A 26819-nucleotide genomic window follows, 5' to 3' on the forward strand; every position below is an offset into this window, starting at 1 on the left:
GGCCGCTGCGGACGCCCCGGGTCAGGGCCGTTGGTCCCGCGCCGGTCGGGCCTCGGACCCGGTCAACGGCGCCTCGGCCAGGCCGCGGACGACGACCACCGGGGCCGGGGAGTGGTAGAGCAGGGACTGGGCGACAGCGCCCAGCATGGCCCGGCCCGGTTCGTCGCCGCGGGCGGCGACCAGCGCCACCTGCGCGTTGCGGGAGCTGTCGATCAGCACCTCGGCGGGGTCGCCGCGTACCACGCGACACTCGGTCGGCACTGTGTTGTCGCGGCCGGTGTGCCGGGCCAGTGCCTCGGTGAGCTGCTCGGCTACCGCGTCGGTGTCCTCGTCGTACTCGACCACCCGCAGCGCCAGCAGTCGGGCGCCCCGGCGGGCCGCGCACTGCACGGCCCACCGGAGGGCGAGGTGTGAGCTGGGGGAGCCGTCGACGCCCACCAGCACCGGGCCCTGCGGCGGCGGCTCACGTCGCACCACCAGCAGGGGGCAGCCGGCGCGTGCGGCCAACTGCACGGCAGTCGTCTCGGCGGGAACGCACTGGCCGCTGCCCGCCATGCCGCTGTCGCCGACGGCCAGCAGGAAGGTGCCCTCCGAGCGGCGGATGAGGGTGGGCAGCACGGCGCTCTCGACGATCTCCCCGCGTACGGTCAGCCCTGGCTCGGTCTGGTGGGCGAGCTGGGCGGCGCGGGTGATCAGTTTTTCGGCCTGGTCGCGGGGTGCGGCGACGGTGTCCGCGGCGAAGGCCGCGCGCCAGTCGAAGGTGTGCAGCAGGTGCAGCGGCCGGCCGTGTCCGGCGGCCTCCTGCGCGGCCTCTTCGACCACCGGGAGGTCGAGTTCCGAGCCGAGGCCGACCAGCACCGCTGCGTCGGCGGGTGCGGCCATCCGATATCACCTCCCGGGCGTCGCGCCCGGCACGACCAAGCTGTCCCTGACCGAGGGTAGTCGGATGGGCACGGCGGCGGGCGGGATCGGATGGCTCGGCGCTCAGGTCGGTGCGGACCTGAGTGTGTCCACGACCGGACGCCGGGCGGCAATGATCGCCGGGATGGCGGTGAGGGCGGCGACGGCGAGCAGGACTCCGAGCGCGGTGGCGAGCAGTGAGGAATCGGACGGGTACTGGACCTCGCCGGTGCTGACGAACGTGACAAGCCCGACGCCGGCCGGGATCCCCACGGCGACCCCGGGCATGGCGGGAAGCAGCTGCGCCACCGCCAGGCCCAGGCCGGCCTGGGCGGGCGTCGCACCGAGCGTCCGGGCGACAGCCAGTGGTTGCCGGGCGTCGAGGACAGCGGTCCAGGCGCTCACGACGGCGTTGATGAGCGCAAGAACGCACAGCACGACGGTGAGCACGAGCGTGGCCTGCTCGCCCCGTTCCACCCGGGGATTGGCGAGTTCGGTGTAGCCGAGGTCGAAGTGCACCGCCTGGGTGTTGACCATGAGAATGCCGACGAGAGTGGTCGTGGTGATCAGGGTGTTCACGGTGACCAGCCGGGCGCGGCGCGGTCGGCGCGCGTTGATACGCACCCCGATCAGTAGGGCGGTGGGCAGCCGCCGCGACAGCCAGATGCGCCACCGCCGGCGCCGCGGTGGCGTTGCGGCGTCGGCCAGCGCGTGAGCGGTGCTGGTGGCGGCGGCGCGCAAAACCGGCACCAGAGTCGCCGCCACAGCGATCCCGAGGGCAAGAACCGTGACGGCGGACACCATGCGCAGCGCAGGTGGCTGGGCGTTGACGGAGCCGATGAGTCCGGCGCTGGGGCGGATCAGCGCGGGTGCGGCGAGCCAGCCCGTGACCAGGCCCGTGGCGGCGGCGGCAAGTCCGATCGCGAGGTACTCGGCGAGGTGAACGGCGGCGATCATGGCCGGTCCGGCGCCGACGGCCTTGAGCAGCCCCACCCGGCGACGCTGGCCGATGATCCGACCCGCGACGATGCCGGCGACGCCGGCCAGCGCAAGGCCGTTGAGTAGCCAGCTGCCGACGACCAGGGCGATCTGCGCGTCGCTGTACAGCCGACCGTTGAGGTAGCTGATCGCCTGCCAGGTGGTGAGTTGGTCGCCGATGGGGTACGTGCTGCTGGCCGCGGGGTCGGCGAGTTTGAGGTTGAGGGTGTACGACAGCGGCTGGCTGCCCGCGAGCGTGGCGATGTCGGTGTGGTCGACCCAGACCAGGCCGCCGCGCTCGACTAGGACGCTGCCGGGGTAGTGCCATCCGGCGTAGGGGTACGTCGCTCTCGCGGCGGTGACCGCGGTGCCGATCACGCGCAGTCGGTGGCGGCCGATGTTGACAGTGTCGCCGATGCGGATGCCGAGGGCGTCGGCGAAGGCGCGCTCGACGACCACGCAGCCGGGCCGTACCCAGGAGCCGTCGGTCACGGCGGGCCGGTCGATCGATGCGGGTGTGGTGTCCCGGCCCGCTACGACGGTGTGCGCGGATTTCCCACGGGCCGTCATCGTCAGGTAGGCGATCGGGAAGGGGCCGCTGTGATCGGTGACGCCGGCCCCGGTGGTCAGTGATGCCAGCTCGTCCAGTGCGGCCTGGCCGGTGGCTCGGGGTGTCACGATCACATCCGGGCCCGCGGTGACGGTCCGGGTCTGCTGGTACGGCCGGTCGGCGATTTCGTTGAGGGTGAGGCCGATGGTCAGTGTGGCGGTGGCGGCGGTGATTGCGGTCAGCAGCAGGATGGTTTCGGTTCGGCGGCGGCGCAGGTCTCGCATCAGCAGCCGGCAGACGAGCAGGAGTCGGCCGGCCATGTCAGCGCCGCCCGTCGTAGACGGTGCCGATGGCGGTGGCGGCAAGTTGGTTGTCGTCGACGAACGCGCCGTCACGCATGGCGATCACCCGGTCGGCTACCGCGGCGATGCGGGGGTCATGGGTAACCACCACGAGGGTCTGTCCTGCGGCGCGCAGCTCTTCGAACAGTCGCAGCACGTCGAGGGTGGCGGCGCTGTCCAGGTTGCCGGTGGGTTCGTCAGCCAGCACGACCAGCGGCTCGTTGCTCAACGCCCGGGCGATGGCGACCCGCTGGCGCTGCCCACCGGACAGCGCCGCGGGCAGGTGTGCGGCGCGGTCGGCGAGCCCCACCCGGTCCAGCAGGTACATCGCCCGCTTGCGGGCCCGCCTCGGTGACTGGCCGGCCAGCAGCGCGGCCAGCTCCACATTCTCCACCGCGGTGAGCTCGTCCATGAGATGGAACGACTGAAAGACGAACCCGAGGCTGTCACGCCGCAGCCGGGCCAGGGCCCGTTCGCTCATCGTGTCGATCCGACGGTCGGCCAGCCAGACCTGGCCGCCGGTGGGGCGTTGCAGCCCGCCGAGCAGGTACAGCAGGGTGGACTTGCCGCAGCCGCTGGGCCCCATCACCGCCAGCGACTGCCCGGCCGGCACGTTCAGGTCGACCTCGTCGACCGCGCGGACCAGCGCGTGCTCGTCGCCGTAGAGCATGCTGAGGCCATGCGCCTGCAATACCGTCGACCCGGTCACGCGCCCGCCTTCCGTCCGGTCGGATCAAGCTCAGCCCACAGGCGTTCACACGCCTCCAGCCATTCCAGGTCGGCCCGCAGCCGCAGCACGACCCCCTCCAACAGCAGCCCGGCGACCGGATCCACCGACCGCTCCAACGCGGCCCGTTGGGCGTCGCGCAGCCGGCGCAGCACCTCACGCCGCTGCGCGTCGACCAGGGCTACCGGATCGGCCAGCCGGGCTGTCGCGGCGGCCACCAATTTCAGGTGAAACTCCGCGAGGTCCGGCTTTGGCCAGTTCACTTCGGCCAGCCAGGTGGCGACTCGCTGCTGCCCCTCCGAGGTGAGTGCGTACACCCGGCGTTCGGGCCGGTCCGGCAGGCCCTCAGCCCGCTGTGAGGTCACCAGCCCGGCCTTGCTCAGGCGGGTCAGCGTCACGTAGATCTGCCCGGCGTTCATCGCCTCGCCCAGCGGGCCTAGCGCGGCCCGCAGCCGGCTGCGCAGCTCGTATCCGTGCGCCGGTTCCTTGGCCAGCATGGCCAGCACCACGTCCTGCACCAGATATGTCCTTCGTCTAGATCGTTAATGGATAACGGCTAGCTATAACGCTGTCAAGTTTGGGGGTGGGGAGCGGCGGCTGGAACAGGCAAGCATTCGTCAACCAGGGTTGACAGAGGAGGGCTGTCAACGTATGTTGACGGCATGAGTCAGGCGACAGAACTCGCGGCGGCAGCCGGCAGCACCGACCCCCGGGTCGGGCTGCGCGCGGTCCGCGCGCTACGCCGGCTGCTCGAGCGGCTTGAGGTGGTCCAGGTCGACAACGCCCGACGACAGGGCTGGTCCTGGCAGGAGATCGCCGACGCGCTCGAGGTCAGCCGGCAGGCAGTGCACAAGAAGCACGCCGGGCGACCGGCGGTCAACTCATCCTGGGAGGCGTGATGTTCGAACGATTCACCGACCGGGCGCGCGACGTGGTGCGACGGGCGCTGGAGGAGGCGCGGGTCGAGGGCCAGCGCCCGGTCGGCACCGAGCACCTGCTGCTCGCCCTGCTCGCCGACGACGCCGGGCTGGCCAGCCGGGTGCTCGCCGACGCCGGGGTGGGCGCCGACGACCTGCGCGAACGCGTCCGGCAGCACACCGCCAGCGGCGGCGTGGGCCTGGGCGACGCGGACGCTGCGGCGCTGCGGGAGATCGGCATCGACCTGGCCGCGATCGTGGCCCGCATCGAGCAGTCCTTCGGCCCGGACGCGCTACGCGAGGCGGTCCCGACGCCACGTCGCCGCTGGGGGCGCAAGCGGTACCTCGGTGGCCCGTTCTCGCCCCGCTCGAAGAAGGCGCTGGAGCTGTCCCTGCGGGAGGCCATCCGGCTGCGCCACCGCCACATCGGCACCGAGCACATCCTGCTCGGGGTGCTCCGGGAGGGCAACGGCCTGGGGGCGTTGGTGCTCACCGAGTCCGGGGTCGACCTCGACGATCTGCGCCGGCGGGTGGAGCTCGTACTGCGGGCGGCGGCCTGACGGGCGGGGCCGGGTTGAAACCTGTCTGTGGCACTTCCGACGCGCGCCGCTCGCCGGGTCGCTGAAGCCGTCCGGGTGCTGCACACTGACGCCGTGGATGCTGGACAGGACAGGCGGCCCTCGGGCGGCGACGGCGGGTTGCGCTCCGCGGTGGTGGTCAACCCGGTCAAGGTCGACGATCTCGACGAGTTGCGCCGCACCGTCGACGACGCCCTGACCGCGGCCGGCTGGCCCGCGCCGCAGTGGTACGAGACGACGGTCGACGACCCCGGTCGCGGCCAGACCGAGCAGGCCGTCAAGGACGGCGTCGACCTGGTCTTCGCCTGCGGGGGCGACGGCACCGTGATGTCCTGCGTCAGCGGGTTGGTCGGCACCGACGTGGCCCTCGCCGTGCTGCCGCAGGGCACCGGCAACCTGCTCGCCGCCAACCTGGGCCTCTCCACCGACCTGGCCGCCGGGCTCCAGGTCGCCGTCGAACGCGGCCGGCGACTGCTCGACGTCGGCGCGGTGGAGGACAAGTACTTCACAGTGATGGCCGGCATGGGCTTCGACGCCCAGATGCTCGAAGCCACGAACGAGACCACGAAGGCCCGCATCGGCTGGCCGGCGTACGTGGTGGGTGCCGCCCGGCACCTACGCGACCGGCCGATGCGGGTGCAGATCCGCATCGACGACCGCCCGCCGGTGCGCCGCCGGGCCCGTTCGGTCCTGATCGCCAACGTTGGTCGCCTGCAGGGCGGCGTGACCCTGCTGACCGAGGCCGAGCCGGACGACGGCTGGCTCGACGTCGCCGTGCTCACCCCGCGCAACCTGCGGCACTGGCTCGCGCTCGGCTGGGCGGTGATCCGCCGCAGCGGCCAGGTGCCGCAGCTGGAGGTGTTCCGGGGCCGACGGGTGGTGGTCACCAGCAACCGGGCGCAACCTCGGGAGTTGGACGGCGACCTGATCTCCCCGGGCCGCCAACTGCGGGCGGAGGTCAGACCGCAGGCGCTCTGGCTCTGCGTCCCCCAGCCCGAGGACGCCCCCGACCTGGCCGTCGACGCGCAAGGTGCCGGGGAGCGGGGCGAGCAGCTGATCGAGGAAGCCCGCCGTGAGTAGTACCCGGATCGTGCCGGAGACCCGGCTGATGGCCGACGAGGAGCTGTCCGCCGACGACGCCTGGCACACACTGCGCGGGCAGGGCGGCTGGCACCTGCTGCGGGACGCGTTCATCAGGTTCCGCTACGGCGACGGGTTCAGCCACTCCCGGGCCTTCGCGCTGCAACTCTGCCTCGCCGTGGTGCCGTTCCTGATCGCCCTCACCGGCCTGATCAGCGAGCTGGGCGTCGAGGAGGGCGGCCAGGTGGTCGCCGACACCGTGCTGGCGCTCACCCCCGGGCAGAGCGCGCAGATGGTCGGCGAGTTGCTCGGCGAGGGCGAACGCGTCGAGGACGCCGGGGAGTTGGCGCTCACCCTCGGTCTGCTCACCGGACTGTTCGCGCTCACCACCACGATGGCCCAGATCGAACGGGGCGCCAACCGCATCTACGGCGTCGAGCGGGACCGCCCGGCACTGCGCAAATACCTGCGGGCCGCCGTGCTGGCCGTCACCGCCGGCCTGCCCGCCCTCGCCGGCTTCCTGATCCTGGTCGGCGGCGGTGCGATGGGCGACTCGGTCCGCGAACACTACGAGTGGGGCGAAGTCGCCAACGGCATCTGGGACGTGATCCGCTTCCCGCTGAGCCTCGGACTGACCATCGTCGCCGTCGCCGTGCTGTTCCGACACGCTCCGCGCCGCAACCAGCCCGGCCTGTCCTGGCTGTTCTTCGGCGCCGGCATCGCCACGGCGCTGTGGTGGCTGGCCAGCCTGCTGCTCGCCGCGTACGTGCGGTTCAGTGACGGTTTCGGGCAGACCTACGGTGCCCTGACCGGCATGATGGCGCTGCTGCTCTGGGCCAACCTGACCGGGATGGCGCTCTTCGGTGGGCTGGCCTTCGCCGCCCAACTGGAGGCGCTGCGCATCGGCGCGCGGGAGCCCGCCCAACCGGATCTGTGGGAGCCCGACCCGGACCGCGCCGAGCTGTACGACACCGGGGACATGTCGGCGCTCTGACGGCACCGGCGTGTACGACGGACGCAGATCGGGTAAAGCGCCTCGCCAGACAGATAAGGGAGGTGCGGGGTGACCGCGGTCAAAGAGGTGGCGCGTCGTCCGCTCGGGCATTTCGCCGAGCGGAGCATTGCCGGTCTGGTGGCCGTCACCGGCGCCGGGGTGGCCTTCGGGTTGCTGCTGTTGCTCGTCCGGGTGCAGTGGAGCCCGTTGCAGGACGTCGACCACGGTCTCGCCGAGTGGTTCAACGGCCTCGTCGCCCCGCACCACGCGCTGGTCACAGTGCTCCAAGCGGTGACGGACCTGGGCGGCCGACCGATCCTCATCTGGCTGGTCACCATCGCCGTCGTCGGGCTGCTGATCCGGCGCCAGCCCCGGCTCGCCGTCTACCTGATCATCACGGGAGTCGGTGGCCTGATCCTCGACCCGTCACTGAAGACGCTCGTCGGCCGGCTCCGCCCGGTCGTGGACGTGCCGATCGCCAGTGCGCCCGGCAACAGTTTCCCGAGCGGGCACGCGCTCGGCTCGTTCGTCGCGTATGGAGCGCTGCTGCTGGTGTTCCTGCCGGCCATGGCGCCCCGCTGGCGCAAGCCGGCCATCGTCGGCGTCGGTGTGCTGGTGCTGCTGGTTGGGCTGACCCGGATCGCGCTGGGCGTGCACTTCGTCTCCGACGTACTGGCCGCCTGGCTGCTCGGGGCCGCCTGGTTGGGCGTCACCGCGTACGCCTTCCGGCTGTGGCGGCGGGAGCGGGGGCGGCCGGTGCCGCCGCTGACCGAGGGCCTGGAGCCGGAGGCGGGGCACGACATCGCCCCCGCCCCGGCCGAGGAACACGTGCTGACCCATCCCCGCTCGGCGGTGGCCGAGCTGCTGGTCGGCTGGGTGATCGTGTTCGGGGCGCTGTACGGCTTCGGCACGTACGTCAGCTACCACGCCAAGGGCACCTTCTTCGACACCCTCGACACCAAGGTGCCGCAGTGGTTCGCCGAGCGGCACACCGAGGTGCTGACCGACGTCAGCTGGTGGTGGAGCAAGTTCGGTGACACCCATGCCATCCTGCTGATCTCGCTGGTGTTCTGCCCGCTGGTGCTGGCGGTGTGGCGGCGCTGGCGTCCGGTGCTCTTCGTGGCGCTGGCGATGGTGGGGGAGTTGACGCTCTTCCTCGCGTCGGCCCGCGCGGTCGACCGGCCGCGTCCGCCGGTGGAGAACCTGGACGGGCAGATGCCCACCTCGTCGTTCCCGTCCGGGCACATCGCGGCCACGATCTGCATCTGGCTGGCGATCACCCTCGTCGTCTTCCCGCGTACCGACCGGTGGTGGCGTTGGATCTTCGTGGGGTTGGCAGTGCTCATGCCGGTCGGGGTGGCCACCTCCCGGATGTACCGGGGGATGCACCACCCGACCGACTTCATGGGCGCGATCCTGCTCTCCGCGCTCTGGATCGGCCTGCTCTACCTGGTGATCCGCCCAAACGAGGACCTGAAGGAAGGCAACCAACCGGCCATCGAGTCGGAGGACGTGGACACCCTCGACGACGAGCTGGCGCGGGCCGGCCGAGCCGACTAGGCGCCGCCGTCGTGCTGCGGGTGATGACCTGGAACATTCGCACCGGCGGCCGGGATCGCGGCGGCCCCGGCCGGTTGGATCAGGTGGTCCAGGTCGTCGACGAGCAGGCACCGGACGTGCTGGCCCTGCAGGAGTTGCGCGGCTTCGACCGGGACGGGCTGATGACCACCGTGGCGGACCGGGTGGGGATGACGGCCCACCTGGCCCGGTCCTGCTTCGGACAGCCGGTGGCGGTGCTGTTCCGGTCGCCGTACCGGGTCGTCGACGCCGGGCCGGTGCGTCGTCCGTTCCACCACGCCGCCGCCCGCGTCGTGGTGGCCACGTCCGCCGGCCCGCTCACTGTGCTCGGCACCCACCTCTACCCGTACTCGGGGGGCCGGCGGCGGATGGAGGTCGACTGGTTGGTCGCCGCGATGCGTCGCAACCAGGGTCCGCTGACGCTGGTCGCCGGTGACCTCAACTCACTCGACCCGACCGTCGACCACACCGCCCGGCTGGCCGGCATGCCCACCCTCTACCGGCGGCGGCACCTGCGTCGCTCCGGTGACGCGGTGGACACCCGCGCGATCGCCCGGCTGCTCGCGGCCGGCCTTGTCGACCTCTGGCCGTCGGGCAACGCCGAAGCGCCGGAGGCCGCCGGCCACACAGTGCCCACTGGCCTCGGCGGGGCCGAGTTCGCCGGGATGCGATTGGATTACCTGCTCGGCAGCCCCGCCGTGGCGCAGCGCACGCACGACTGTCGGGTGCTCCGCGACGGCGCGGCAGCCACCGCCTCCGACCACTATCCGCTGCTCGCCACGCTCGAGTTGTCTCCCGGCTGAGGCCGCCGGGCCCTCAGAGCACCAGGTTCAGCAGGACGGTCAGCACCACCGAGGCCACGATCGAGAAGAGGATCATCAGGAGGCAGCCGAGGCCCCCGCCGAGCGGGCGGATCTCCGTGTTGCCGAAGCGCATGATGTTCACCTGTCCGTGAGTGTGGGATGAGGGACGAGCAGGTGCCGGATCGCGTCCGCGACGGCAGTTGGGGCGGTCGTGACCACGTTGTGCGCGGCACCGGGAACGACCACCAGGGCCGCCTCCGGCACCAGCCGCGTCGCCTCGTCCCGCCACCGTTGCGGCACGACCGGGTCGCGTTCGCCGGTCACGACGGCGGTCGGCGCGCTGACCCGGACGAGGTCCGCCTCGATCGCATTCCGCACCGAGTGCGAGAGCGTGGCGAGGACCCGCCAGGGCCGGGCGTTCCAGACGTCCCGTACCAGGATCGGGGCCTGTAGCGGCGCCTCGCGCAGGGTGTCCACCAGCCAACGACCGAACTGGCCCCGTCGGGACCGTGCCGCCGGGTCACTTGTCGGTCCGGCCAGCACCAGCGCGCGTACCGCGTCGGGGTGGGTCGCGGCGACCGCGGCGGCCACCTCCGCGCCGAACGAGTGCCCCAACAGGCAGACCGGCGGCAGTTGGTACGTGGCCAGCCAGGCAGCCAGGTGGTCGGCGTGCCGGCGGACGTCGTACGCGCCCCGGGGGTGTTCGGACAGCCCGAAGCCGGGCAGGTCCGGCACGTACGCCTGATGGGTGTTGGCGAGGGCGACGGCCAGCGGGGTGAGATACCGGTGCGAGACCGCCAAACCGTGCACGAGCACCACGGGTGGCGCCCCGGTTCCCGGGTCGGCGCTGCGGCGGGTGTGGGTGCGCACTCCGTCGACGACCCGCCACTCGCTGGTCAGCCTGCCGGCTGGCCGGGGCGCGGCCATGGCGAGCCGCAGTTCGGCCGGCCCGAACCGGCCGACGGCGCTGCGGCTGGTTGACCCGGGCGGCCGGGGTGTCGCGCCTCGGTTCACAGCTCGCGCAACCGGGGCAGCAGTTGCTCCTGCGCCCAGTCCAGGAACATCGGCTGGGTCTCCCCACCGACCTGGATGATCGCCACGTGGGTGAAGCCGGCGTCGACGAACTTGCGGAACGCCTCGACGTGCGCGTCCACGTCCGGACCGCAGGGAATGCCCTCGGCGACGTCCTCCTCGCGGACGAACTGGGTGGCGGCGGCGAAGGACTCCGGGCCGGGCAGGTCGGCGTTGACCTTCCACCCCATACCGAACCAGCGGAACTGGTCGTGCACGATCTTGCGGCACTCGGCCTCGTCGGGCCCGTAGCAGATGGCCACCTGGCCGTAGCGGGGCTGGCCGGCACCTCCGGCGTCGTCGTACATCTCGATGATGTGCCGATCGGGTTCGGTGGAGATCAGGCCGTTGCCGTACTCGGCGGCCAGCGTCGCGGACTGTCGACCGGACGCGGCGACGGCCATCGGCACCGGCCGTTCCGGGCGGTCCCAGACGTAGGCGTCGGGCACGTCGAAGTGATTGCCGGAGAAGGTCAGCGTTTCCCCGTTGAGCAACGGCCGGATGATCTGCAACGCCTCCTCGAACATTTCGTGCCGCTGCTGGACGTGCGGCCAGCCGCCGACCACGTGCTCGTTCAGGTTCTCCCCGGCGCCCAGGCCGAGGGTGAACCGGCCGTCCGAGAGCGCCCCGATGGTGCTGGCCTTCTGCGCGACCACGGCCGGGTGGTAGCGGCGGATCGGGCAGGTCACGAAGGACATCAGCTCCGCGCGGGAGGTGGCGTGAGCGACAGCGCCGAGCACCGACCAGGCGTACGGGGAGTGGCCCTGGGAGTCCAGCCAGGGGTAGTAGTGGTCGGACATCACCAGTTGGTCGAATCCAGCCGCCTCGGCCCGTACCGCATGGTCCACCAGCTGCTTGGGCCCGGCCTGCTCGCTCATCAAGGTGTAGCCGACGCTGACCATCCTGGTATCCCCTCTCGCTGACGGATCGTTCCCGGGATACCCCGGTGCACGGCGGTCAACCCTCCCGTCCGGTTCGGCTGCCGCAGTGCTTGACGGATCCCGGCCGCCTGCCTACCGTCGCTCTTAACCGGTTAAGAGCCGGGTGTGGCGCACATCCTGTGGTGGGGATGACCGCCCCGTGACGGCCTGCGTCCGCGTGGGCCGTTGCGGCTGTCCGGGCTGTGGGCCCGTCAACTGAACCGGTTGCGAGGACCAATCCATCGTCCTACGCTGATGCCTGCGCCGGGAGCCGGGCGCGGCTGCCGGGCTGCAGCCGCCTTCCCCTGTCACGTCCCCACCCCTGTCGGGCACCGGGGGTCCTCCCTGAGGAAGGCCATGAAGATTCGACTCTCCGCCGCTGGCGCGACAGTGCTCGCGTTGCTCGTCACAGTGCTGGCGTTCGGCCAGCCGGCACACGCCGCGGCTGGTTTCTCCGTCGCTGGCGGCAAGTTGTACGACGCCAACGGCGCCGAATTCGTCATGCGCGGCGTCAACCACGCGCACACCTGGTACCCGCAGCAGACCAGCTCGTTCGCCGACGTCAAGGCCCTCGGCGCGAACACCGTGCGGGTGGTGCTCTCCAGCGGCGACCGGTGGACCCGCAACACCAACGCCGACGTCGCCAACGTCATCTCGCTCTGCAAGGCCAACCGGTTGATCTGCGTGCTGGAGGTGCACGACACCACAGGGTACGGCGAGCAGAGCGGCGCGATCACCCTCGACCGCGCCGTCGACTACTGGCTCAGCCTCGCCGACGTCCTCGCCGGCCAGGAGAGGTACGTCATCGTCAACATCGGCAACGAGCCGTACGGCAACCAGAACTACGCCTCGTGGGCCGCCGACAACGCCAGTGCGATCAAGCGCCTGCGGGCCGGCGGGTTGACCCACACGATCATGGTGGACGCGCCGAACTGGGGGCAGGACTGGTCGTTCACCATGCGCGACAATGCCGCCTCGGTCTTCGCCGCCGACCCGGCCCGCAACATCGTGTTCTCCATCCACATGTACGGGGTGTTCGACACTGCCGCGGAGATCAGCGACTACCTGGGCCGGTTCCGCACCGCCGGGCTGCCCATCGTGGTCGGTGAGTTCGGCTTCAACCACTCCGACGGCAACCCGGACGAGGACGCCATCCTCGCGTACAGCCAGGCCAACGGGATCGGCTGGCTGGGCTGGTCGTGGAGCGGCAACGGCGGCGGCGTCGAGTATCTCGACCTGGCCACCAACTTCAATCCGACGAGCCTGACCGACTGGGGTCAGCGCCTCTTCAACGGCGTCAACGGCATCCGGCAGACCGCCCGCGAGGCAAGCGTCTTCGGTGGCACCCCACCGCCGACGACGCCTCCGCCCACCACGCCCCCGCCCACCACGCCGCCGCCCACGACGCCCCCGCCCGCCGGTGCTTGCACTGCGACGTACACGGTGACCAACCAGTGGCAGGGCGGCTTCCAGGGTGAGGTACGGGTGACCGCTGGCGCTCGGGCGATCACCGGTTGGAGCGCCAGGTGGACCTTCGCCAACGGCCAGAGCGTCAGCCAGTCCTGGAATGTGGCCCTCACCAGCAGCGGAAACACGGTGACCGCCCGTAACACCGACTACAACGGACGGCTGGCCGCCGGGGCCAGTGCCAGCTTCGGCTTCCTCGGCAGTTGGACCGGCACCAACAGCCCGCCGGTGGTGAGCTGCACGGCGAGCTGACCGTCGGACCGGTGGCCGGGTCCCCGTCGGACCCGGCCACCGGAGACCGCGGTGGTCAGTGCTCCCCGGCCAGGTTCACGATGACCACCCCGGCGATGATCAGCGCGATGCCGGTGAGCTTGGCGAGCCCCACCGACTCACCCAGGAACACCGCCCCGATCGCCACGATGGCCGCGGTGCCCAGACCCGACCAGAGGGCGTACGCCACACCAATGGGGATCTCCTTGACGGCCTGGGCCAGCAGGAGGAACGCCAGCGCGTAGCCGCCGAGGCACGCTACCGTCGGCCAGAGCCGACTGAATCCGGCGGTGCTCTTGATCAGGCTGGTCGCCACCACCTCGGCGAGGATGGCGATCCCCAGCAGCACGTACGCCATGCGTCCCCTTGGTCCTTCGTGGTCGATGAATGCGTCGCCGCCCCAGGCTAGTGCCGGCGATGTCCTCACCCTTCCGACCCGTCGGCGTGCCGTCGGTGCGGGCCCAGCATCTGTCACCGAACGCCTTTGGAGCTGATGTCGCAAACGAATCGGGCGTCGCAGAGGACCGGGCGTTGCACCGTCACATCCAAGTCGGCCGCGCGGGCCCGGCACCCGTCCCGATGGGTGAATCGTTTACGGCATCAGCTCCAAAGGAAGCTCACCCACCCATCGTTCGCCGCCGCCTGCGGCCCGCCACCGCTCGCCGCTGCCGCCCACCGCCCGCCGCTGCCCGCTGCCGCTCGCCACCGCTCGCCGCTGCCGCCCGCCTGCCGCCGCCGCCTGCCGCCTGCCGCCGCCGCCTGACGCCGCCCGCCGCCGCCCGCCGCCGCCCGTCGCCGCCCGCCGCCGCCCGCCGCCCGTCGCCGCCCGCCGCCGCCCGCCGCCTGCCGCCGTCGCCGCTCGCCGTCGCGTCTGTAGGGCGTGGGAGAGGGCTGGCAGGGTAGATCTTGGACACTTTCCGTTCAGCCTGAACGGAAAGTGTCCAAGATTGCCAGCTGTGGCGGTGAAGCGGCCGGGGTCGCACCGGGCGGGACCAGTTGATCCCTGTCGTCATTCGTGATCAACGGACTGGGTGGCCAGTCGGGCTGCCCGCATGGTCAGGTAGAGCTGTTCGGGGCGGCTGCTCGTGCGGGCGGCGGCGATCCGGTAGTCGGCGATCGCCTGGGCCTGGTCACCGGCCATCTCGTGCAGGTGCGCGCGGGCGGCGGCCAGCCGGTGGTGTCCGGTCAACTGCGGGTCGTCGGTCAGCGCGTCGAGGGCGGCCAGGCCAGCGGCCGGTCCGTGCACCATTGCCGTCGCCACGGCCCGGTTGAGGGCCACCACGGGGCTGCCGGCCAAGCGTTCCAGCACCTCGTACAGCGCCAGGATCTGGGGCCAGTCGGTCTGCTCGGTGCTTGGCGCCTCGTCGTGCACTGCGGCGATGGCGGCCTGTACCTGGTACGGGCCGACCGGCCCGCGCGGCAGGGCCCGCGTGACAAGTGCGACGCCCTCGGCGATCGCCGCCGCGTCCCAGCGGCTGCGGTCCTGATCGGCCAGTGAGATCAGCTCGCCGGACGGTCCGGTCCGCGCCGGGCCGCGTGCCTCAGTGAGCAGCATCAACGCCAGCAGGCCGGCCGATTCGCTGTCGTTCGGCAGCAGCGTGTGCAGCGCGCGGGTCAGCCGGATCGCCTCCGCCGCGAGGTCGACGCGGCGCAGGTCCGGGCCGGTGGTGCTGACGTGTCCCTCGGTGAAGACCAGGTAGAGCACCTGTCGGACGGCGACCAACCGGTCGGCTCGCTCCGCCAGCTCGGGCATCCGGAACGGCAGCCCGGATGCCCGGATGCGCTGCTTGGCCCGGCTGATCCGCTGCGCCATCGTCGCCTCGGGCACCAGGAACGCGCGGGCGATCTCGGCGGTGCTCAACCCACCGACGGCGCGCAGGGTCAGCGCCACCGCCGACGTCGGTGCGAGCGCCGGGTGGCAGCAGAGGAAGAGCAGGACCAGCGTGTCGTCCCGCTCGGCGGTCAACTCCTCGTCCGGGGTTGGCGCGTACCGTTGGTCGTCCGGATCGCGGCGGGCGACCAGGTCCTCCCGGCGGCGTCTGGCCTGCTCACCGCGGACCAGCTCGATCATCCGCCGGTAGCCGACCTGGATCAGCCAGCCACGGGGGTTCGCCGGTAGCCCCTCGGTCGGCCACTGGGTGGCGGCGTCCAGCAGTGCCTCCTGCACCGCGTCCTCCGCCGTGGCGAAGTCACCGAAGCGGCGGCTGAGCACGCCGAGGACCTGCGGCGCCAACTCGCGCAGCAGGTCCTCGATGCGGGGATCGGTGTTCAGCCGCTCACAGCTCCTGCGAAGGGGCGGACATCACCGGGTGCACCTCGATCGGCATGTTCAGCGGCCGGCCACCGGGGCCGGGCGCCGTGGAGATGTGCGCGGCCAGCTCCACGGCCCGCTGCGGGCTCTCACAGTCGACGATCCAGAAGCCCGCCAGGAACTCCTTCGTCTCGGCGAACGGCCCCTCGGTGACCACCGGCGCCCCGCCCTCACCGGCGCGGACGATCCGCGCCTGCTGCGGGCCGCCGAGGCCCTGCGCGTCGACCCATTCGCCGGCGGCCGTGAGCTTGGCGTTGACCTCGCCCATGAAGGCGATGTGCGCCCGGACCTCGTCCTGGGTCCAGGTGTCGATGCTCGGGAAGTCGGTCCCGGCGGCGCTGAACTGCATCAGCAGCATGTACTTCATTGTGTGCTCCTCACGCCTGCGCACCCTCGTCGGTGCTCTCACAGTGAGGTAGAAGCAGGCCCCGCCGTTCTCGACACCCCGACCGAAGATTCTCCAGAATTCTGTCAGTCGACCGCGTCGACCTCCAGCACCAGGCTCTGCTCCGGGTGCAGGGCGGGTAGCTGCACACCCACCCGGGCCAGCGCCGCCCCGCTGAGGGTGAGACCACCCGCCAGCCAGGTGGGCGGGGACAGGTCGATGTTCGCCGGGGCCGCTACGCCCGACACCTGTCGCACCCGGTACCGCCGGCCCGGGTCGAGGCCGGGCAGCCGCACCGCGCCGGGCACCCGCGTCACAGAGGTGGTCAGCCGGGCCACCGCGTACACCGCTCGGGTGTTGTCGTGATCGACAACGCCGTGCGCCCAGACGGCCGGGTCCGGGTGATCGACCCGGACCACCCGACCAGCGTGCAGCAGCGGGCGCAGCCGCTTGTGCAGCGCCACCCAGGCGGCCAGCTCGGTCTGCTCGGCGGCGCTGATCGAGGTGATGTCCCACTCGATGCCGTGGTGGCCGAAGAGCGCTGTCGCCGCCCGGAAACCCAGGTCGTGGACGCGGTTCGTGGTGTGCGAGCGTTCCGGGCCGACGTGGGTGCCGATCAGCTCCGGTGGCAGCAGCAGCCCCGTCCAGCGTTGGATGCTGAGCCGTTCCAGGGCGTCGTTGCAGTCGCTGGCCCAGACCCGGTCGGTGCGCGCCAGGATGGCCAGGTCCACCCGGGCTCCGCCGGACGAGCAGCTCTCGATCTCCACACCCGGGTGCCGACTGCGCAACTCGTCGAAGAGCCGGTAGACCGCCAGGGTCTGCCCGTGCACCCCAGGGCGGCCATGATGCCCGGCCTCGGTGAGGTCCCGGTTCTGGTCCCACTTGAGGTACCGGATTCCGGGGTGGTCGGTGAGCAGCGTGTCGAGACGTTCCAGCACATGGTCGTACGCCTCGGGGCGGCCCAGGTCGAGCACCTGCTGGTGACGCCAGGCCGGCGGTAGCCGCCCCGGCACTGCGAGCACCCAGTCGGGGTGCGCGCGGAACAGGTCCGAGTCGGGGTTGACCATCTCTGGCTCGACCCAGAGGCCGAACTGGAGGCCCTGGCCGGTGACGTGCTCGATCAGCGGTTGCAGGCCGTCCGGCCAGACGCCCTCGTCGACGTACCAGTCGCCGAGCCCGGCGGTGTCGTCGCGCCGGCCGCGGAACCAGCCGTCGTCGAGCACGAACCGCTCCACGCCGATCTGCGCGGCCCGGTCGGCGAGCGTCCGTAGCCGGTCCAGGTCGTGGTCGAAGTAGACCGCCTCCCAGACGTTGAGGGTCACCGGGCGGGGGGAGCGCGGGTGCCCGGGGCGGGCCCGGAGGTGGGTGTGCAGCACGTCGCTGAGCCCGTCCAGCCCGGCGTCGGACCAGACCGCGTAGAGCAGTGGAGTGTCGTACGACTCGCCGGGGCCGAGCCGGACCTCGCCGGGGGCCAGCAGCTCGCCGCCGCCGAGTGTGGACTCGCCGGTCGGTAGACGTTCGGCGAACGTGACGTGGTCGCCGCTCCAGGCGGTGTGCACCGCCCAGACCTCGCCGTGGCCGAAGCCGAACCCGGTGGTGCCCGCCACCAGCAGCAGGGTGGCGTCGTGCCCGGTACGGCCGTGTCGGCCCTCCCGGACCCAGGTGCCGTGCTGCCACGGGTGCCGCTGCGGGGACCGTTCCCGGCACCACCGGCCGGTCAGGTCGAGCAGCTCGGTGGCGACCGCCGGCACCGGCAGCACCGGTGTCAACTCCCGCAGCTCGTACGCGCTGTCGCCGTCGTTGCGCAGCCGGTGCCGCGTGGTCAGCAGGCCGTGCGGGTCGAGCGTGATCTCGATGGTCAGAGTCAGCCCGGCGGCCGGGTCCGACGCCCGCACTGTCACCAGCGCCGCGCCGGGCCCGGTGTCGCGCATGTCCACCCCGTCGAGGCGGAAGGAGGTGGACCAGTCCCGTCCGTCGCGGTGCCCGGCCAGACCCGGTCGGCCGCTCCAGCCGGCGCTCGCCTCGGGCAGCACTGACAGCATTGTCGGCTCGTCGAAGCTGCTCGGCACCACCGGCGGTACTGTCGCGTCGCTGAGCTGACGCAGGCCGTCGTCGTCGAGGTCGCCGACGTCGCCGCCCCAGTGCACGATCCGGGGCAGCCCCGGGCCGCGCGCGTCGAGCACCAGACTGGTCCGCGCGCGGCGCAGGTGCAGGATCGTCATCCTTTGGAGGCTCCCAAGGTCAGGCCCCGAACGAAGTGCCGCTGGAGCATAAAGAAGATCACCAGGGTGGGGATCGCGACGAGCACGCTGCCCGCCGAGACCAGGTTGTTGTCGGTGAAGAACTCACCGCGCAGGTTGTTGAGTGAGCTGGTCACCGGGAACTTGTCGCCGGTACGCATGAGGACCGTGGCCCAGAAGAACTCGTTGTAGATCCAGGTCACCTCCAGCGTCGCCAGCGCGGCCAGGGCCGGCCGGCACAGCGGCATGGTGACCTGCCAGTACTGTCGCCAGATGCTCGCCCCGTCGACCATCGCCGCCTCGTACAGGTCACGGGGCAGCGCCTTCATGTAGTTGCTGAGCACGAAGACGCAGAAGCCGCACTGGAAGGCCACGTTGATCAGGATCAGGCCCCAGTAGCTGTCGTAGAGCAGCTCCGAGTCGCTCATGAACTCCGGCAGCGGCACCTCGGTGAACAGCCGGAACAGCGGGATGAGCAGCGCCTGCTGGGGCAGCAGGTTGGCCGCGGTGAAGATTCCGAGCAGGACGAGGTTGAGCTTCCAACTGAACCGGGCGATGACGAACGCCACGCAGGAGGCGAGGAAGAGGGTGAGCAGCACCGCCGGCACTGTGATGTACACCGAGTTGAGGAAGTGCTGCCCGAACTCCGCCGTCCGCCAGGCGGTGACGTAGTTGTCGAAGGTCCAGCCGCCGAAGGAGACGTAGCCGTTCGCGGCGGTGTAGTCGTACGAGCGCAGCGAGGTCAGCACCGCCCAGGCGATCGGGAAGAGCCAGGCCAGCGAGACGGCGATGAGGAAGCCGTGCAGCAGCATCCGCAGCGGGGTCAGTTTGCGACGACGAACCGGAGTGTCCACGCTCATTCCCGGTTCTCCCTCATCACGGTCGCCAGGTAGATGGTGATGAAGACCAGCGAGACGACCAGCATGATCGTTGCCAGTGCCGAGCCGAAGCCGATCCGGCTGGCCTCACCGACCACGTTCTGGGTGACCAGCGCGGAGATCAGCTCCAGCCCGTTGCGGCCCTTGTTGACCACCCAGACCAGGTCGAACGCGCGCAGCGACTCGATCACTGTCACCACCAGCACGATGATGTTGATGGGCCGCATGACAGGGAACACGACTCGGAAGAACGTCCGGCTCTCCGAGGCGCCGTCGACCGCCGCTGCCTCGCGCAGGGACGGATCGACGCCCTTCAGGCCGGCGAGGTAGAGCAGCATGATGTACCCGACGTGCCGCCACCCGGAGGCGACCATGACCGCCCAGATGTTGACGTTCGAGTCGCCGTACCAGTCGATGGTGCTGCCGAAGACGGCGTTGATCAGCCCCTGGTCCCGGGAGTAGAGCAGTTGCCAGACGAAGCCGATCAGCGCCAGCGAGAGCACCACCGGCAGGTAGAGCGCTGTCTGGTAGAAGCGGCTGCCGCGCAGCTCCTTGTCCAACAGCACGGCCAGGAACATGCCGAACGGGGTGGCGACCACGAAGAGCGCTGCCAGCCAGAGCAGGTTGTGTTGGATCGCCGGTACGAACGGCGGGTAGATGTTCACCACGTCGCTGTAGTTGCGTGCGCCGACGAACTCGATTTCGTTGAGGGGGCCGATGCCGTCCCAGTTGGTGCCGGAGAGCAGCACTGTTGCTGCCGCCGGCAACCAGACGAACCCGGTGACGAGCAGCAGCGGGACGAGCACCATCAGCGTGATGACCACGCGGTCGGTGCGGGACAGGAGCCGTAGCCGCCGGCGACGACCACCAGTGGAGGTGGTCGCGGCCGGCGGCGGCACGGCGCGATCCGCTTGGATCAGGGGCAGGTCGGACACGATGTCCTCCCCCTTCCGCCGTCAGTCAGTGAAGATCGACTTTTTCTGGTTCTCAATGGACGAGGTGAGCCCGCCGATGTCCTTGGGGTTCTTGATGAACTGCTGGAGCGCCGGGATGATCACTGTCGAGGCGAAGTCCGGCCGGGTGTCCCGGTCGAGGAACTGGGCGATCTCGGTGGCCGACCCGACCAGTTCGGCTGCCTTCTTCTGCAGCGCGGTGTAGCCGCCGACGTCCGCGCCGCTGTTGGCGACGAGGACGGCCGGGTCGTTCTTCAGGTTGATGTCCGCGGCGGCCTTGCCACCGAAGTACTCCAGCAGCTTGCGCGCGTTGTCCTCGTTCTTGGGCTTGCGGGCCATCATGTAGCCGTCGATCGGGGCGTCCAGCGCTTTCGCGCCGATGGCCGGGTCGATCTCGGGGAAGGTGAAGAAGTCGAGATCGTCCTGCTCGTCGTTGCTGAACTGCTGACCGACGAAGAGGCCGAGCAGGTACATGCCGCTCTTCTTCTGCTGCAACGACTGCGCCGCCTCCTGCCAGGTGCGGCCGAGGCTGTCGGGCTGGTGCAGGGGGAGCAGTCCGGCCCAGGTGTCGAAGACCTTCTTGACCTTGTCGGAGGTCCAGGCTTCCTTGCCGGCCATCAGGTCGATGTGGAACTGGTAGCCGTTGATGCGCAGGTTGAGGATGTCGAAGGTGCCCATCGCCGGCCAGCCGTCCTTGTCGGCGAAGGCGATGGGGATGAGGCCGTCCCTCTTCATCTGCGCGCCGAGCGCGGTGAACTGGTCCAGGGTGGTGGGCACCTGGTAGCCGCGTTGCTGCCACACCGACTTGCGGTAGAAGACCGCCCACGGGTAGTACGTCCCCGGTACGAAGTACTGTTTGCCGTCGTCGCCGGTGGATGCCTTCTTGAAGGCGTCGGAGTAGCCGGAGAGCTTGCCCCACACGTCGCTGATGTCACTGGCCAGGCCCTTTTGCGCGAAGAAGCGCATCCGGTAGCCGGCGAACCAGGTGAACACGTCGTCCGGCTTGCCCTGTAGGTAATTGTTGATGTTCTCCTGGAACGTGTTGTGGTCGACCGTATTGACAGCTACCTGCACCCCGGATGAGGTCTTGAAGCCGTCGGTGATCTTGACCAGGACGTCTTTCGGCTTCGGGTCGGACTGGTTCGAGCCGAGCGACACGTCAGTGCTGGACCCGCCGGAGCCGGAGTCGTCGCCGCAGCCGGCGAGCAGGCCGGTGCCGAGCAGCGCGCCGGTGCCGGTCGCGCCGGCCAGCAGCGATCGTCGGTTGATGCCGGCGACTGAGGGCGGTACGAGCCGAGCCAGGTACTCGGCTTGGGATTGGGGACGGGACATCTGTGCCTCCTGCGGATGAGAAGGAGCTACGCCCAAGGGCCGTCAGTGTGGTGAAGGCAGGTCCGGCGTCGTGATCGCACATTGAGATCCACCGAGAATCCACATTGGCGAACACGAACGGCCATTGGGGCCTCAAGCTACCCTGCAGTCGAGCGCTGTCAAGAGGGCTGTTCGCCTCTGATAACCCAGTCGTGACACGGCCGTTACCTGGTAAACGTTGGAAAGAAGCTCGATGTTGGAACCTGTTGACTTCCGTAGGTCGGCGGGTGCACCCTCAGCTGTCATGCGGCGATGGCAGGGTGACAACATCCATTTCGGCGGCGACTACAACCCCGAGCAGTGGCCCGAAGAAACCTGGTCCGAGGACGTCGAACTGATGCGCCAGGCCGGGGTCAACCTGGTCTCCGTCGGCATCTTCTCCTGGGCGCTGCTGGAGCCCACCCCGGGGCGGTTCGAGTTCGGCTGGCTGGACCGGGTGCTGGGCCTCCTGCACGACGGCGGGATCCAGGTCGACCTGGCCACCGCCACCGCCAGCCCACCGCCGTGGTTGGCCCGCGCGCACCCGGAGACGCTGCCCCGCCGGGCCGACGGCGCGATCCTCTGGCCGGGCGGACGGCAGGCGTACTGCCCCAGCTCGCCTGTGTTCCGCGAGCGGTCACTGGAGCTGGTACGCGCGGTCGCCGGCCGGTATGCCGAGCACCCCGCCGTGGTCATGTGGCACGTCTCCAACGAGCTGGGCTGCCACAACGTGCACTGTTACTGCGACGTCAGCGCCGAGGCGTTCCGCGGCTGGCTGCGCGAGCGCTACGGCGACCTGGACCGGCTCAACGACGCCTGGGGCACCGCGTTCTGGAGCCAACGCTACGGCGACTGGGCCGAGATCAACCCACCCCGTACCGCGCTGACCTTCGCCAACCCGACGCAGCAGCTCGACTTCCTGCGCTTCTCCTCCGACGAGCAGCGCGCCCAACTGCGCGCCGAACGCGAGGTCCTGAAGACACTGGTCCGGCAGCCGATCACCACCAACTTCATGATCGGCATGGCCAAGCACATGGACTACCACTCCTGGGCGTCCGACGTGGACCTGGTCTCCAACGACCACTACCTGACCGCCGCCGACCCGCAGGCGCACCTCGGTCTGTCGCTCGCCGCCGATCACACCCGGGGCGTCGCCGGCGGCGATCCGTGGTTGCTGATGGAGCACTCCACCAGCGCTGTGAACTGGCAGCCGCGCAACGTGGCCAAACTGCCTGGGCAGCTGCGCCGCAACAGCCTGGCGCACGTCGCCCGGGGCGCCGACGGGGTGCTCTTCTTCCAGTGGCGTGCCTCCCGGGCCGGCGCGGAGAAGTTCCACTCCGCGCTGGTGCCGCACGCCGGGCCGGACACCAAGGTGTTCCGCGAGGTCTGCCAGCTCGGCGCGGACCTCAAGGCCCTCGCGGAGGTACGCGGCAGCCGGGTGGACGCCGACGTGGCGATCCTGTTCGACTGGGAGGCGTGGTGGGGCGTCGAGCTGGATTCGCACCCCAGCGTCGACGTCACCTACGCCGACCGGCTGAACGCGCTGTACGGCTCGCTCTGGCGGGCCGGCGTGACCGCCGACATCGTCCACCCGTCTACCGACCTCAGCGGCTACCGGCTGGTCCTGGTGCCGACCCTCTACCTGGTCCGGGACGCGGACGTCGCCGCGCTGCACCGGTTCGTCGCGGCCGGTGGCACGGCGGCGGTCACCTACTTCAGCGGCATCGTCGACAGCAACGACCACATCCGGCTGGGCGGCTACCCGGGCGCGTTCCGGGAGTTGCTCGGCGTCCGGACCGAGGAGTTCTTCCCGCTGCGCGAGGGCGAGCAGGTCCACCTCGACGACGGCGCCACCGCCGACGTGTGGACCGAGTGGGTGCACCCCGACGGCGCCGAGGTGCTCGCCTCGTACACCGATGGGCCCCTGCCGGGCGTGCCGGCGCTGACCCGGCACCGGGTGGGCGACGGCGCGGCCTGGTATGTCGGCACCCGCCTGGACGAGCCGGCCACCGACCGGCTGGTGGCCCGGCTGCTCACCGAGGCCGGTGTTCGCCCGACGGTGTCGGCGCCGTCCGGGGTGGAGGTGGTCCGCCGCCGCGACGGCGACCGGACCTGGCTGTTCGCGATCAACCACACCGACACCGAGGTACGCCTGCCGGTGCACGGCGTCGAGCTGTTGACCGGAGGACACTGCGCCGGTGAGCTGTCACTGCCGGCCGGTGAGGTGGCGGTGGTCCGTGAGGATCGGACCTGATTCTGACGACAGTCACTGCGCGAAGGAGGTTCCCCACATGCTCGCCCAGCAGCGGCAGACCGCCATCCTCGATCTGATCCGCCAACGCGGCGGGGTGCGGGTGAGTCACCTGGTCAGTCGGTTCGGCGTGTCAGACATGACGATCCGGCGTGACCTGGAGGTGTTGGCCGAACGCGGACTGGTCGACAAGGTGCACGGCGGCGCTACCCTCGCCGGGCCCGGCTCGGCCGAGGAACCCGGCTTCGCCGCCAAGTCGATCCGGCAACAGGCGGAGAAGCGGGCCATCGCCGAGCGGGCGGCGACGATGGTGGAGCCGGGGATGGCCATCGCGCTGTCCGCCGGCACCACCACCGCCGCGCTGGCCACGCTGCTCTCCGACGTACGTGGGCTGACGGTGGTGACCAACTCGATCCCGGTGGCCGACGCGCTCTACCAGAACCCGCGCGCCGACCAGACAGTCGTGTTGACCGGTGGCATCCGCACCCCGTCGGACGCGTTGACCGGGCCGGTGGCCGAGGCGGCGATCAGCGCGCTCAACGTCGACCTGCTGTTCCTCGGTGTGCACGGCCTCAGCCCACGCACCGGGTTCACCACACCCAACCTGCTGGAGGCCGGCGTCAACCGCTGCCTCATCGGCGCGGCCCGCCGGCTCGTGGTGCTCGCCGACCACACCAAGTGGGAGACCATCGGCATCGCCACCATCGCCCCACTGGAGGCTGCCGACGTGCTGATCACCGACCGTGGGCTGCCGACCGAGGCACGCACCACGATCGGCGAGCAGGTCGGCGAGCTCGTCATCGTCGAGCCTGACTGAGGCCGTCCGCTGTGCGTTGCGTCGATCATGGAGCTCTGGTGGCCGGAAGGGGAAGCCGTGCGGACTTTGTCCGGCACCACAACTCCATGATCGATCTAGGGATCGTCGACAGAGCAACAGGCATCGCCGTGGTCGGCCTTCCGCCCGCAGCGGCGGCGATCGGGCATGATCCGGTCGCAGAAAACCCAGTGTCGTACGTGCTGCGCGTCCTCGGCCGAGACGGTGGTGCCGCCGAGGTCGACCTGGGGCGTGGAGGCCAGGGAACGGGCGAGCGTCCGCGCCAGGTCCAGCGCCTCGGCCAGGTTGGTGACCGCCACCGGCAGGTGGATCACATACCGAGGTCTCTCCGTGTACGCCTCGACGGCAAACCGCGGCAACGGCGTGAAAAGCCCGCTGTACTGGTGCTCCCATCCCGGGCTCACGGCTGACGCCGCTCGGACCAGGCGCTCTGCCAATCGCGCAGCGCGCGCTTCACCCGGGCGTTCTCCTCGCTGAGCCGAGCCACATCGTGGTGCAGCGTCGCCAGGTCGAACGCGACGCGGTGCAGGAACCGCCGTACCTCCCGGGGATCCAGGCCTCGCCGGCCGAAACCGACGATGGTGAACTGCCGGTCGCGGACCTGGCTCGGGTGCAGCCGCGCCAGCCGAGCGCCGCCGTGGAGCGTGCCGTCGTAGAGAGTGCCTCGGGTCATTCATCACCTCACGCGTCGTCGATCGATGGGCGGGTCAGGGTCGCGAAGGCGCCCTTTGCCGTGGTAGTTATTCGTTCAAGTCGGTTCGGAGCCGGGATTCGCACATCCCGACGCTCTAGTTGAGACCCGACGAGAGCCGGTATGCGCCTGCCACTCGCGAGGCCGTCTCTCGTCACCTTCTCGGCTGTTGGCACAGCCGCGGTTGCCGTGTTTGCACCGGGCGTCCCCGGGGGCCGGCGATCACCTCACCCGAAGGCCACGTTTCCAGTGGCCCCGGTATTGGTGCAACGACACCAACAAAATTCGTCGTGAGGGTCCGCGAGGAGAGGGGCACCATGCCCGCCAGGCGTGAATCGTTCGTGCAGACATTGCGTGCCCAGTGGCTCGGTCAGCAGATGCGGCAGCTACGGGAGCAACGCGGCATCACTCTGAAGCAGGCCGCCGAGTTCCTGGAGCGCGACTTCTCGTCCATTGCCCGCTGGGAGCGCGCGGAGTGGCCGTTCCGACGCGGCGTTGTCGTGTCGCTGCTCGATCTCTACGGCGAGCACGACGGGCGCGAGCGGAACCGTTTCATCCAGCTCGCCGAGGATGCTTGGCGAACGGATCGGTGGGACGACGACTATGACGAGTTGGTTGACGCCTCATTCATCGACTTCCCCTGGCTGGAGAGCAGGGCCGAACGCATCTACTCGTGGGATGCCTTCCTCATGCCGGGGCTCATGCAGACGCCGGCTTACGCGGAGGCGGTGATCCGTAACGCGGAGGGGGAGGGGGCGACAGATTTCTCCGTCGGCAAATGGCTACAACTCAGGATTGACCGTCAACGTGTGCTGGCGCGGGACCCGACCGTCCGGGTGGCGGCGATTATCGACGAGAGCGTGCTGCGCCGACCTGTCGGTGGCCCTGCCGTGATGCGCGGCCAGCTCCACCACCTGGCTGAGCTGATCAAGCAGCCGAACGTCGATGTCCGAGTGCTGCCATCAAGGGTGGGGCTGCACGCCGGTCTCGATGGCTCGTTCGTACTCTTCGGGATGCCCAAGCCGTACCCGGAGGTCGCCTATGCCGAGACACTGGGCGGGCGCCGTTTCATGGAATCTCCAACGTCGAAGCGCTACGCGCCTGCGTACGATCGGCTTCGTGATGTCGCGTTGGATCGGCGCGAGGCGGCCGAGCTGATCGCGGAGATCAAGGAGGAACTGCCATGAGTGAAGCCTTGCCTGCGGTGGCCTGGCATGTCAGCACCCGGAGCAACAGCAACGGCGGTAGCTGCGTGGAGGCGGGGCCCGTCCTGGACGGTTCCGGCCGGGTGGCGGTGCGCGACAGCAAGGATCGCGCGGCGGCGACCCTCGTCTACCCGGCCGGCGGCTGGATGGCGTTCGTCGACGGGGTGAAGGGCGGCGAGTTCGCGCCCTGATGCGTGATCAACTCGGGTTCCTGGAAGTCGGGGTGTCACCGCGATCCGGATACCCCGACTTCAATGAATGCGAGTCGATCACCTCTGCTGGTGTCACCTTCCCGCACGCTGCGGCGCGGAAGCTCGGCCCGAACCTCGCTTGGCGGCCCGCGTCGCCGTCGACGATCTGATCGGTCGCGGGTCCAAGGTCGCGGGTCCAAGGGTGCTGCGCAGCGGAGGCCCGGACGCCTGATTCGTTTACGACATCAGCTCCAAAGGCTCGCCGACAGACATTGGCCCGCCGCTGACTGTGAACGTGGACGCCGACATCGGGCGGCCGAGGTGGCGCTTCACAGCCACCTCACAGGGGTGCTGG

27 protein-coding genes are annotated in these 26819 nt (G+C 70.4%); 11 read left to right on the plus strand and 16 right to left on the minus strand.

The annotated features are described in order from the left end of the window. Window positions 1–21: 21 nt before the first annotated feature. The 4 genes from AB0B98_RS23550 to AB0B98_RS23565 form a co-directional block, all read right to left on the minus strand. The gene (locus tag AB0B98_RS23550) at window positions 22–882 is read right to left on the minus strand and encodes a universal stress protein (RefSeq protein ID WP_357365316.1); all 861 of its coding nucleotides are present in this window, start codon (window positions 880–882) and stop codon (window positions 22–24) included. Between the two features lie 102 nt (window positions 883–984). Continuing rightward, window positions 985–2748 (minus strand): FtsX-like permease family protein, encoded by a 1764-nt coding sequence (locus AB0B98_RS23555; protein WP_357365318.1) that lies wholly within the window; start codon window positions 2746–2748, stop codon window positions 985–987. 1 nt (window position 2749) lies between these two features. Then, complete coding sequence (locus tag AB0B98_RS23560; protein WP_357365319.1) at window positions 2750–3478, minus strand: ABC transporter ATP-binding protein; 729 nt, start codon at window positions 3476–3478, stop codon at window positions 2750–2752. Further along, a complete protein-coding gene (locus tag AB0B98_RS23565) occupies window positions 3475–4014 on the minus strand; it encodes a PadR family transcriptional regulator (protein WP_357286973.1) in 540 nt (179 codons plus the stop codon). Before AB0B98_RS23565 ends, AB0B98_RS23560 begins: the two co-directional genes overlap by 4 nt. A 144-nt stretch (window positions 4015–4158) precedes the next feature. Between AB0B98_RS23565 and AB0B98_RS23570 the strand changes: the two genes are divergently transcribed. The 6 genes from AB0B98_RS23570 to AB0B98_RS23595 all read left to right on the plus strand — a co-directional run bounded on the left by AB0B98_RS23570 (window position 4159) and on the right by AB0B98_RS23595 (window position 9446). Beyond that, on the plus strand, window positions 4159–4395 hold the full coding sequence (locus AB0B98_RS23570) for an HTH domain-containing protein (RefSeq protein WP_007457155.1): 237 nt from the start codon (window positions 4159–4161) through the stop codon (window positions 4393–4395). Beyond that, window positions 4395–4973, plus strand: coding sequence for a Clp protease N-terminal domain-containing protein (locus AB0B98_RS23575; RefSeq protein WP_357365437.1), 579 nt, complete (start codon window positions 4395–4397; stop codon window positions 4971–4973). The genes AB0B98_RS23570 and AB0B98_RS23575 overlap by 1 nt, the downstream gene beginning before the upstream one ends. 93 nt (window positions 4974–5066) lie before the next feature. Beyond that, window positions 5067–6071 (plus strand): diacylglycerol kinase family protein, encoded by a 1005-nt coding sequence (locus AB0B98_RS23580; RefSeq protein ID WP_357365321.1) that lies wholly within the window; start codon window positions 5067–5069, stop codon window positions 6069–6071. Further along, entirely contained in the window at window positions 6064–7065 is a 1002-nt protein-coding gene (locus AB0B98_RS23585) for a YihY/virulence factor BrkB family protein (protein ID WP_357365323.1), read from the plus strand. Before AB0B98_RS23580 ends, AB0B98_RS23585 begins: the two co-directional genes overlap by 8 nt. Before the next feature lie 69 nt (window positions 7066–7134). Continuing rightward, window positions 7135–8625, plus strand: a complete 1491-nt coding sequence (locus AB0B98_RS23590) for a phosphatase PAP2 family protein (protein WP_357365325.1) — start codon at window positions 7135–7137, stop codon at window positions 8623–8625. 11 nt (window positions 8626–8636) lie between these two features. After that, a complete protein-coding gene (locus tag AB0B98_RS23595) occupies window positions 8637–9446 on the plus strand; it encodes an endonuclease/exonuclease/phosphatase family protein (RefSeq protein WP_357365327.1) in 810 nt (269 codons plus the stop codon). A 13-nt stretch (window positions 9447–9459) separates the two neighbouring features. Here AB0B98_RS23595 and AB0B98_RS23600 read toward each other — a convergent pair whose 3' ends face one another. Genes AB0B98_RS23600 through AB0B98_RS23610 form a run of 3 tightly spaced genes read right to left on the minus strand, consistent with a single transcriptional unit; the run spans window position 9460 to window position 11419 of the window. Continuing rightward, a complete protein-coding gene (locus AB0B98_RS23600; protein ID WP_279635911.1) occupies window positions 9460–9588 on the minus strand; it encodes a hypothetical protein in 129 nt (42 codons plus the stop codon). Next, window positions 9585–10460, minus strand: a complete 876-nt coding sequence (locus AB0B98_RS23605; protein ID WP_357365329.1) for an alpha/beta hydrolase — start codon at window positions 10458–10460, stop codon at window positions 9585–9587. Before AB0B98_RS23605 ends, AB0B98_RS23600 begins: the two co-directional genes overlap by 4 nt. After that, window positions 10457–11419 carry a TIGR03557 family F420-dependent LLM class oxidoreductase gene (locus AB0B98_RS23610; protein ID WP_238671959.1) on the minus strand — a complete coding sequence of 321 codons (963 nt, stop codon included), beginning with the start codon at window positions 11417–11419 and terminating at the stop codon, window positions 10457–10459. The genes AB0B98_RS23605 and AB0B98_RS23610 overlap by 4 nt, the downstream gene beginning before the upstream one ends. Before the next feature lie 375 nt (window positions 11420–11794). Here AB0B98_RS23610 and AB0B98_RS23615 point away from each other — a divergent pair, with 375 nt between their 5' ends. Beyond that, on the plus strand, window positions 11795–13156 hold the full coding sequence (locus AB0B98_RS23615; RefSeq protein ID WP_357365330.1) for a cellulase family glycosylhydrolase: 1362 nt from the start codon (window positions 11795–11797) through the stop codon (window positions 13154–13156). Window positions 13157–13211: 55 nt separating this feature from the next. Here the strand turns inward: AB0B98_RS23615 and AB0B98_RS23620 are convergent, their stop codons facing one another. The 7 genes from AB0B98_RS23620 to AB0B98_RS23650 all read right to left on the minus strand — a co-directional run bounded on the left by AB0B98_RS23620 (window position 13212) and on the right by AB0B98_RS23650 (window position 21273). Beyond that, window positions 13212–13532: a multidrug efflux SMR transporter gene (locus AB0B98_RS23620; RefSeq protein ID WP_238671961.1), complete on the minus strand. Its 321-nt coding sequence runs from the start codon at window positions 13530–13532 to the stop codon at window positions 13212–13214. A 651-nt stretch (window positions 13533–14183) separates the two neighbouring features. After that, window positions 14184–15446 carry a sigma-70 family RNA polymerase sigma factor gene (locus AB0B98_RS23625; RefSeq protein WP_357365439.1) on the minus strand — a complete coding sequence of 421 codons (1263 nt, stop codon included), beginning with the start codon at window positions 15444–15446 and terminating at the stop codon, window positions 14184–14186. A gap of 4 nt (window positions 15447–15450) precedes the next feature. Then, the gene (locus tag AB0B98_RS23630; protein ID WP_357365332.1) at window positions 15451–15852 is read right to left on the minus strand and encodes a YciI family protein; all 402 of its coding nucleotides are present in this window, start codon (window positions 15850–15852) and stop codon (window positions 15451–15453) included. 104 nt (window positions 15853–15956) lie between these two features. Then, on the minus strand, window positions 15957–18092 hold the full coding sequence (locus tag AB0B98_RS23635; protein ID WP_357365334.1) for an alpha-galactosidase: 2136 nt from the start codon (window positions 18090–18092) through the stop codon (window positions 15957–15959). Then, window positions 18089–18970: a carbohydrate ABC transporter permease gene (locus AB0B98_RS23640; protein ID WP_357365335.1), complete on the minus strand. Its 882-nt coding sequence runs from the start codon at window positions 18968–18970 to the stop codon at window positions 18089–18091. The genes AB0B98_RS23635 and AB0B98_RS23640 overlap by 4 nt, the downstream gene beginning before the upstream one ends. Then, on the minus strand, window positions 18967–19923 hold the full coding sequence (locus AB0B98_RS23645; RefSeq protein WP_238671523.1) for a sugar ABC transporter permease: 957 nt from the start codon (window positions 19921–19923) through the stop codon (window positions 18967–18969). The genes AB0B98_RS23640 and AB0B98_RS23645 overlap by 4 nt, the downstream gene beginning before the upstream one ends. 21 nt (window positions 19924–19944) lie before the next feature. Continuing rightward, window positions 19945–21273: an ABC transporter substrate-binding protein gene (locus tag AB0B98_RS23650; RefSeq protein WP_357365337.1), complete on the minus strand. Its 1329-nt coding sequence runs from the start codon at window positions 21271–21273 to the stop codon at window positions 19945–19947. Between the two features lie 283 nt (window positions 21274–21556). On the opposite strand from AB0B98_RS23650, the gene AB0B98_RS23655 reads away from it, so the two are divergent. Next, window positions 21557–23545: a beta-galactosidase gene (locus AB0B98_RS23655; RefSeq protein ID WP_357365339.1), complete on the plus strand. Its 1989-nt coding sequence runs from the start codon at window positions 21557–21559 to the stop codon at window positions 23543–23545. 37 nt (window positions 23546–23582) lie between these two features. Continuing rightward, window positions 23583–24359, plus strand: coding sequence for a DeoR/GlpR family DNA-binding transcription regulator (locus AB0B98_RS23660; protein ID WP_112675483.1), 777 nt, complete (start codon window positions 23583–23585; stop codon window positions 24357–24359). Window positions 24360–24454: 95 nt separating this feature from the next. Here AB0B98_RS23660 and AB0B98_RS23665 read toward each other — a convergent pair whose 3' ends face one another. Together AB0B98_RS23665 and AB0B98_RS23670 are read right to left on the minus strand one after the other, a co-directional pair. After that, on the minus strand, window positions 24455–24691 hold the full coding sequence (locus tag AB0B98_RS23665) for a hypothetical protein (RefSeq protein ID WP_357365341.1): 237 nt from the start codon (window positions 24689–24691) through the stop codon (window positions 24455–24457). An 86-nt stretch (window positions 24692–24777) separates the two neighbouring features. Continuing rightward, a complete protein-coding gene (locus AB0B98_RS23670; protein WP_357365343.1) occupies window positions 24778–25050 on the minus strand; it encodes a DivIVA domain-containing protein in 273 nt (90 codons plus the stop codon). A gap of 335 nt (window positions 25051–25385) precedes the next feature. Between AB0B98_RS23670 and AB0B98_RS23675 the strand changes: the two genes are divergently transcribed. Together AB0B98_RS23675 and AB0B98_RS23680 are read left to right on the plus strand one after the other, a co-directional pair. After that, window positions 25386–26255, plus strand: coding sequence for a helix-turn-helix transcriptional regulator (locus AB0B98_RS23675; RefSeq protein WP_357365345.1), 870 nt, complete (start codon window positions 25386–25388; stop codon window positions 26253–26255). Then, window positions 26252–26464 carry a DUF397 domain-containing protein gene (locus tag AB0B98_RS23680; protein ID WP_357365347.1) on the plus strand — a complete coding sequence of 71 codons (213 nt, stop codon included), beginning with the start codon at window positions 26252–26254 and terminating at the stop codon, window positions 26462–26464. Before AB0B98_RS23675 ends, AB0B98_RS23680 begins: the two co-directional genes overlap by 4 nt. Window positions 26465–26819: the final 355 nt, after the last annotated feature.

It is taken from the genome of Micromonospora sp. NPDC048947 (genome assembly GCF_040649495.1).
Taxonomy (GTDB): Bacteria; Actinomycetota; Actinomycetes; order Mycobacteriales; family Micromonosporaceae; genus Micromonospora; species Micromonospora alfalfae.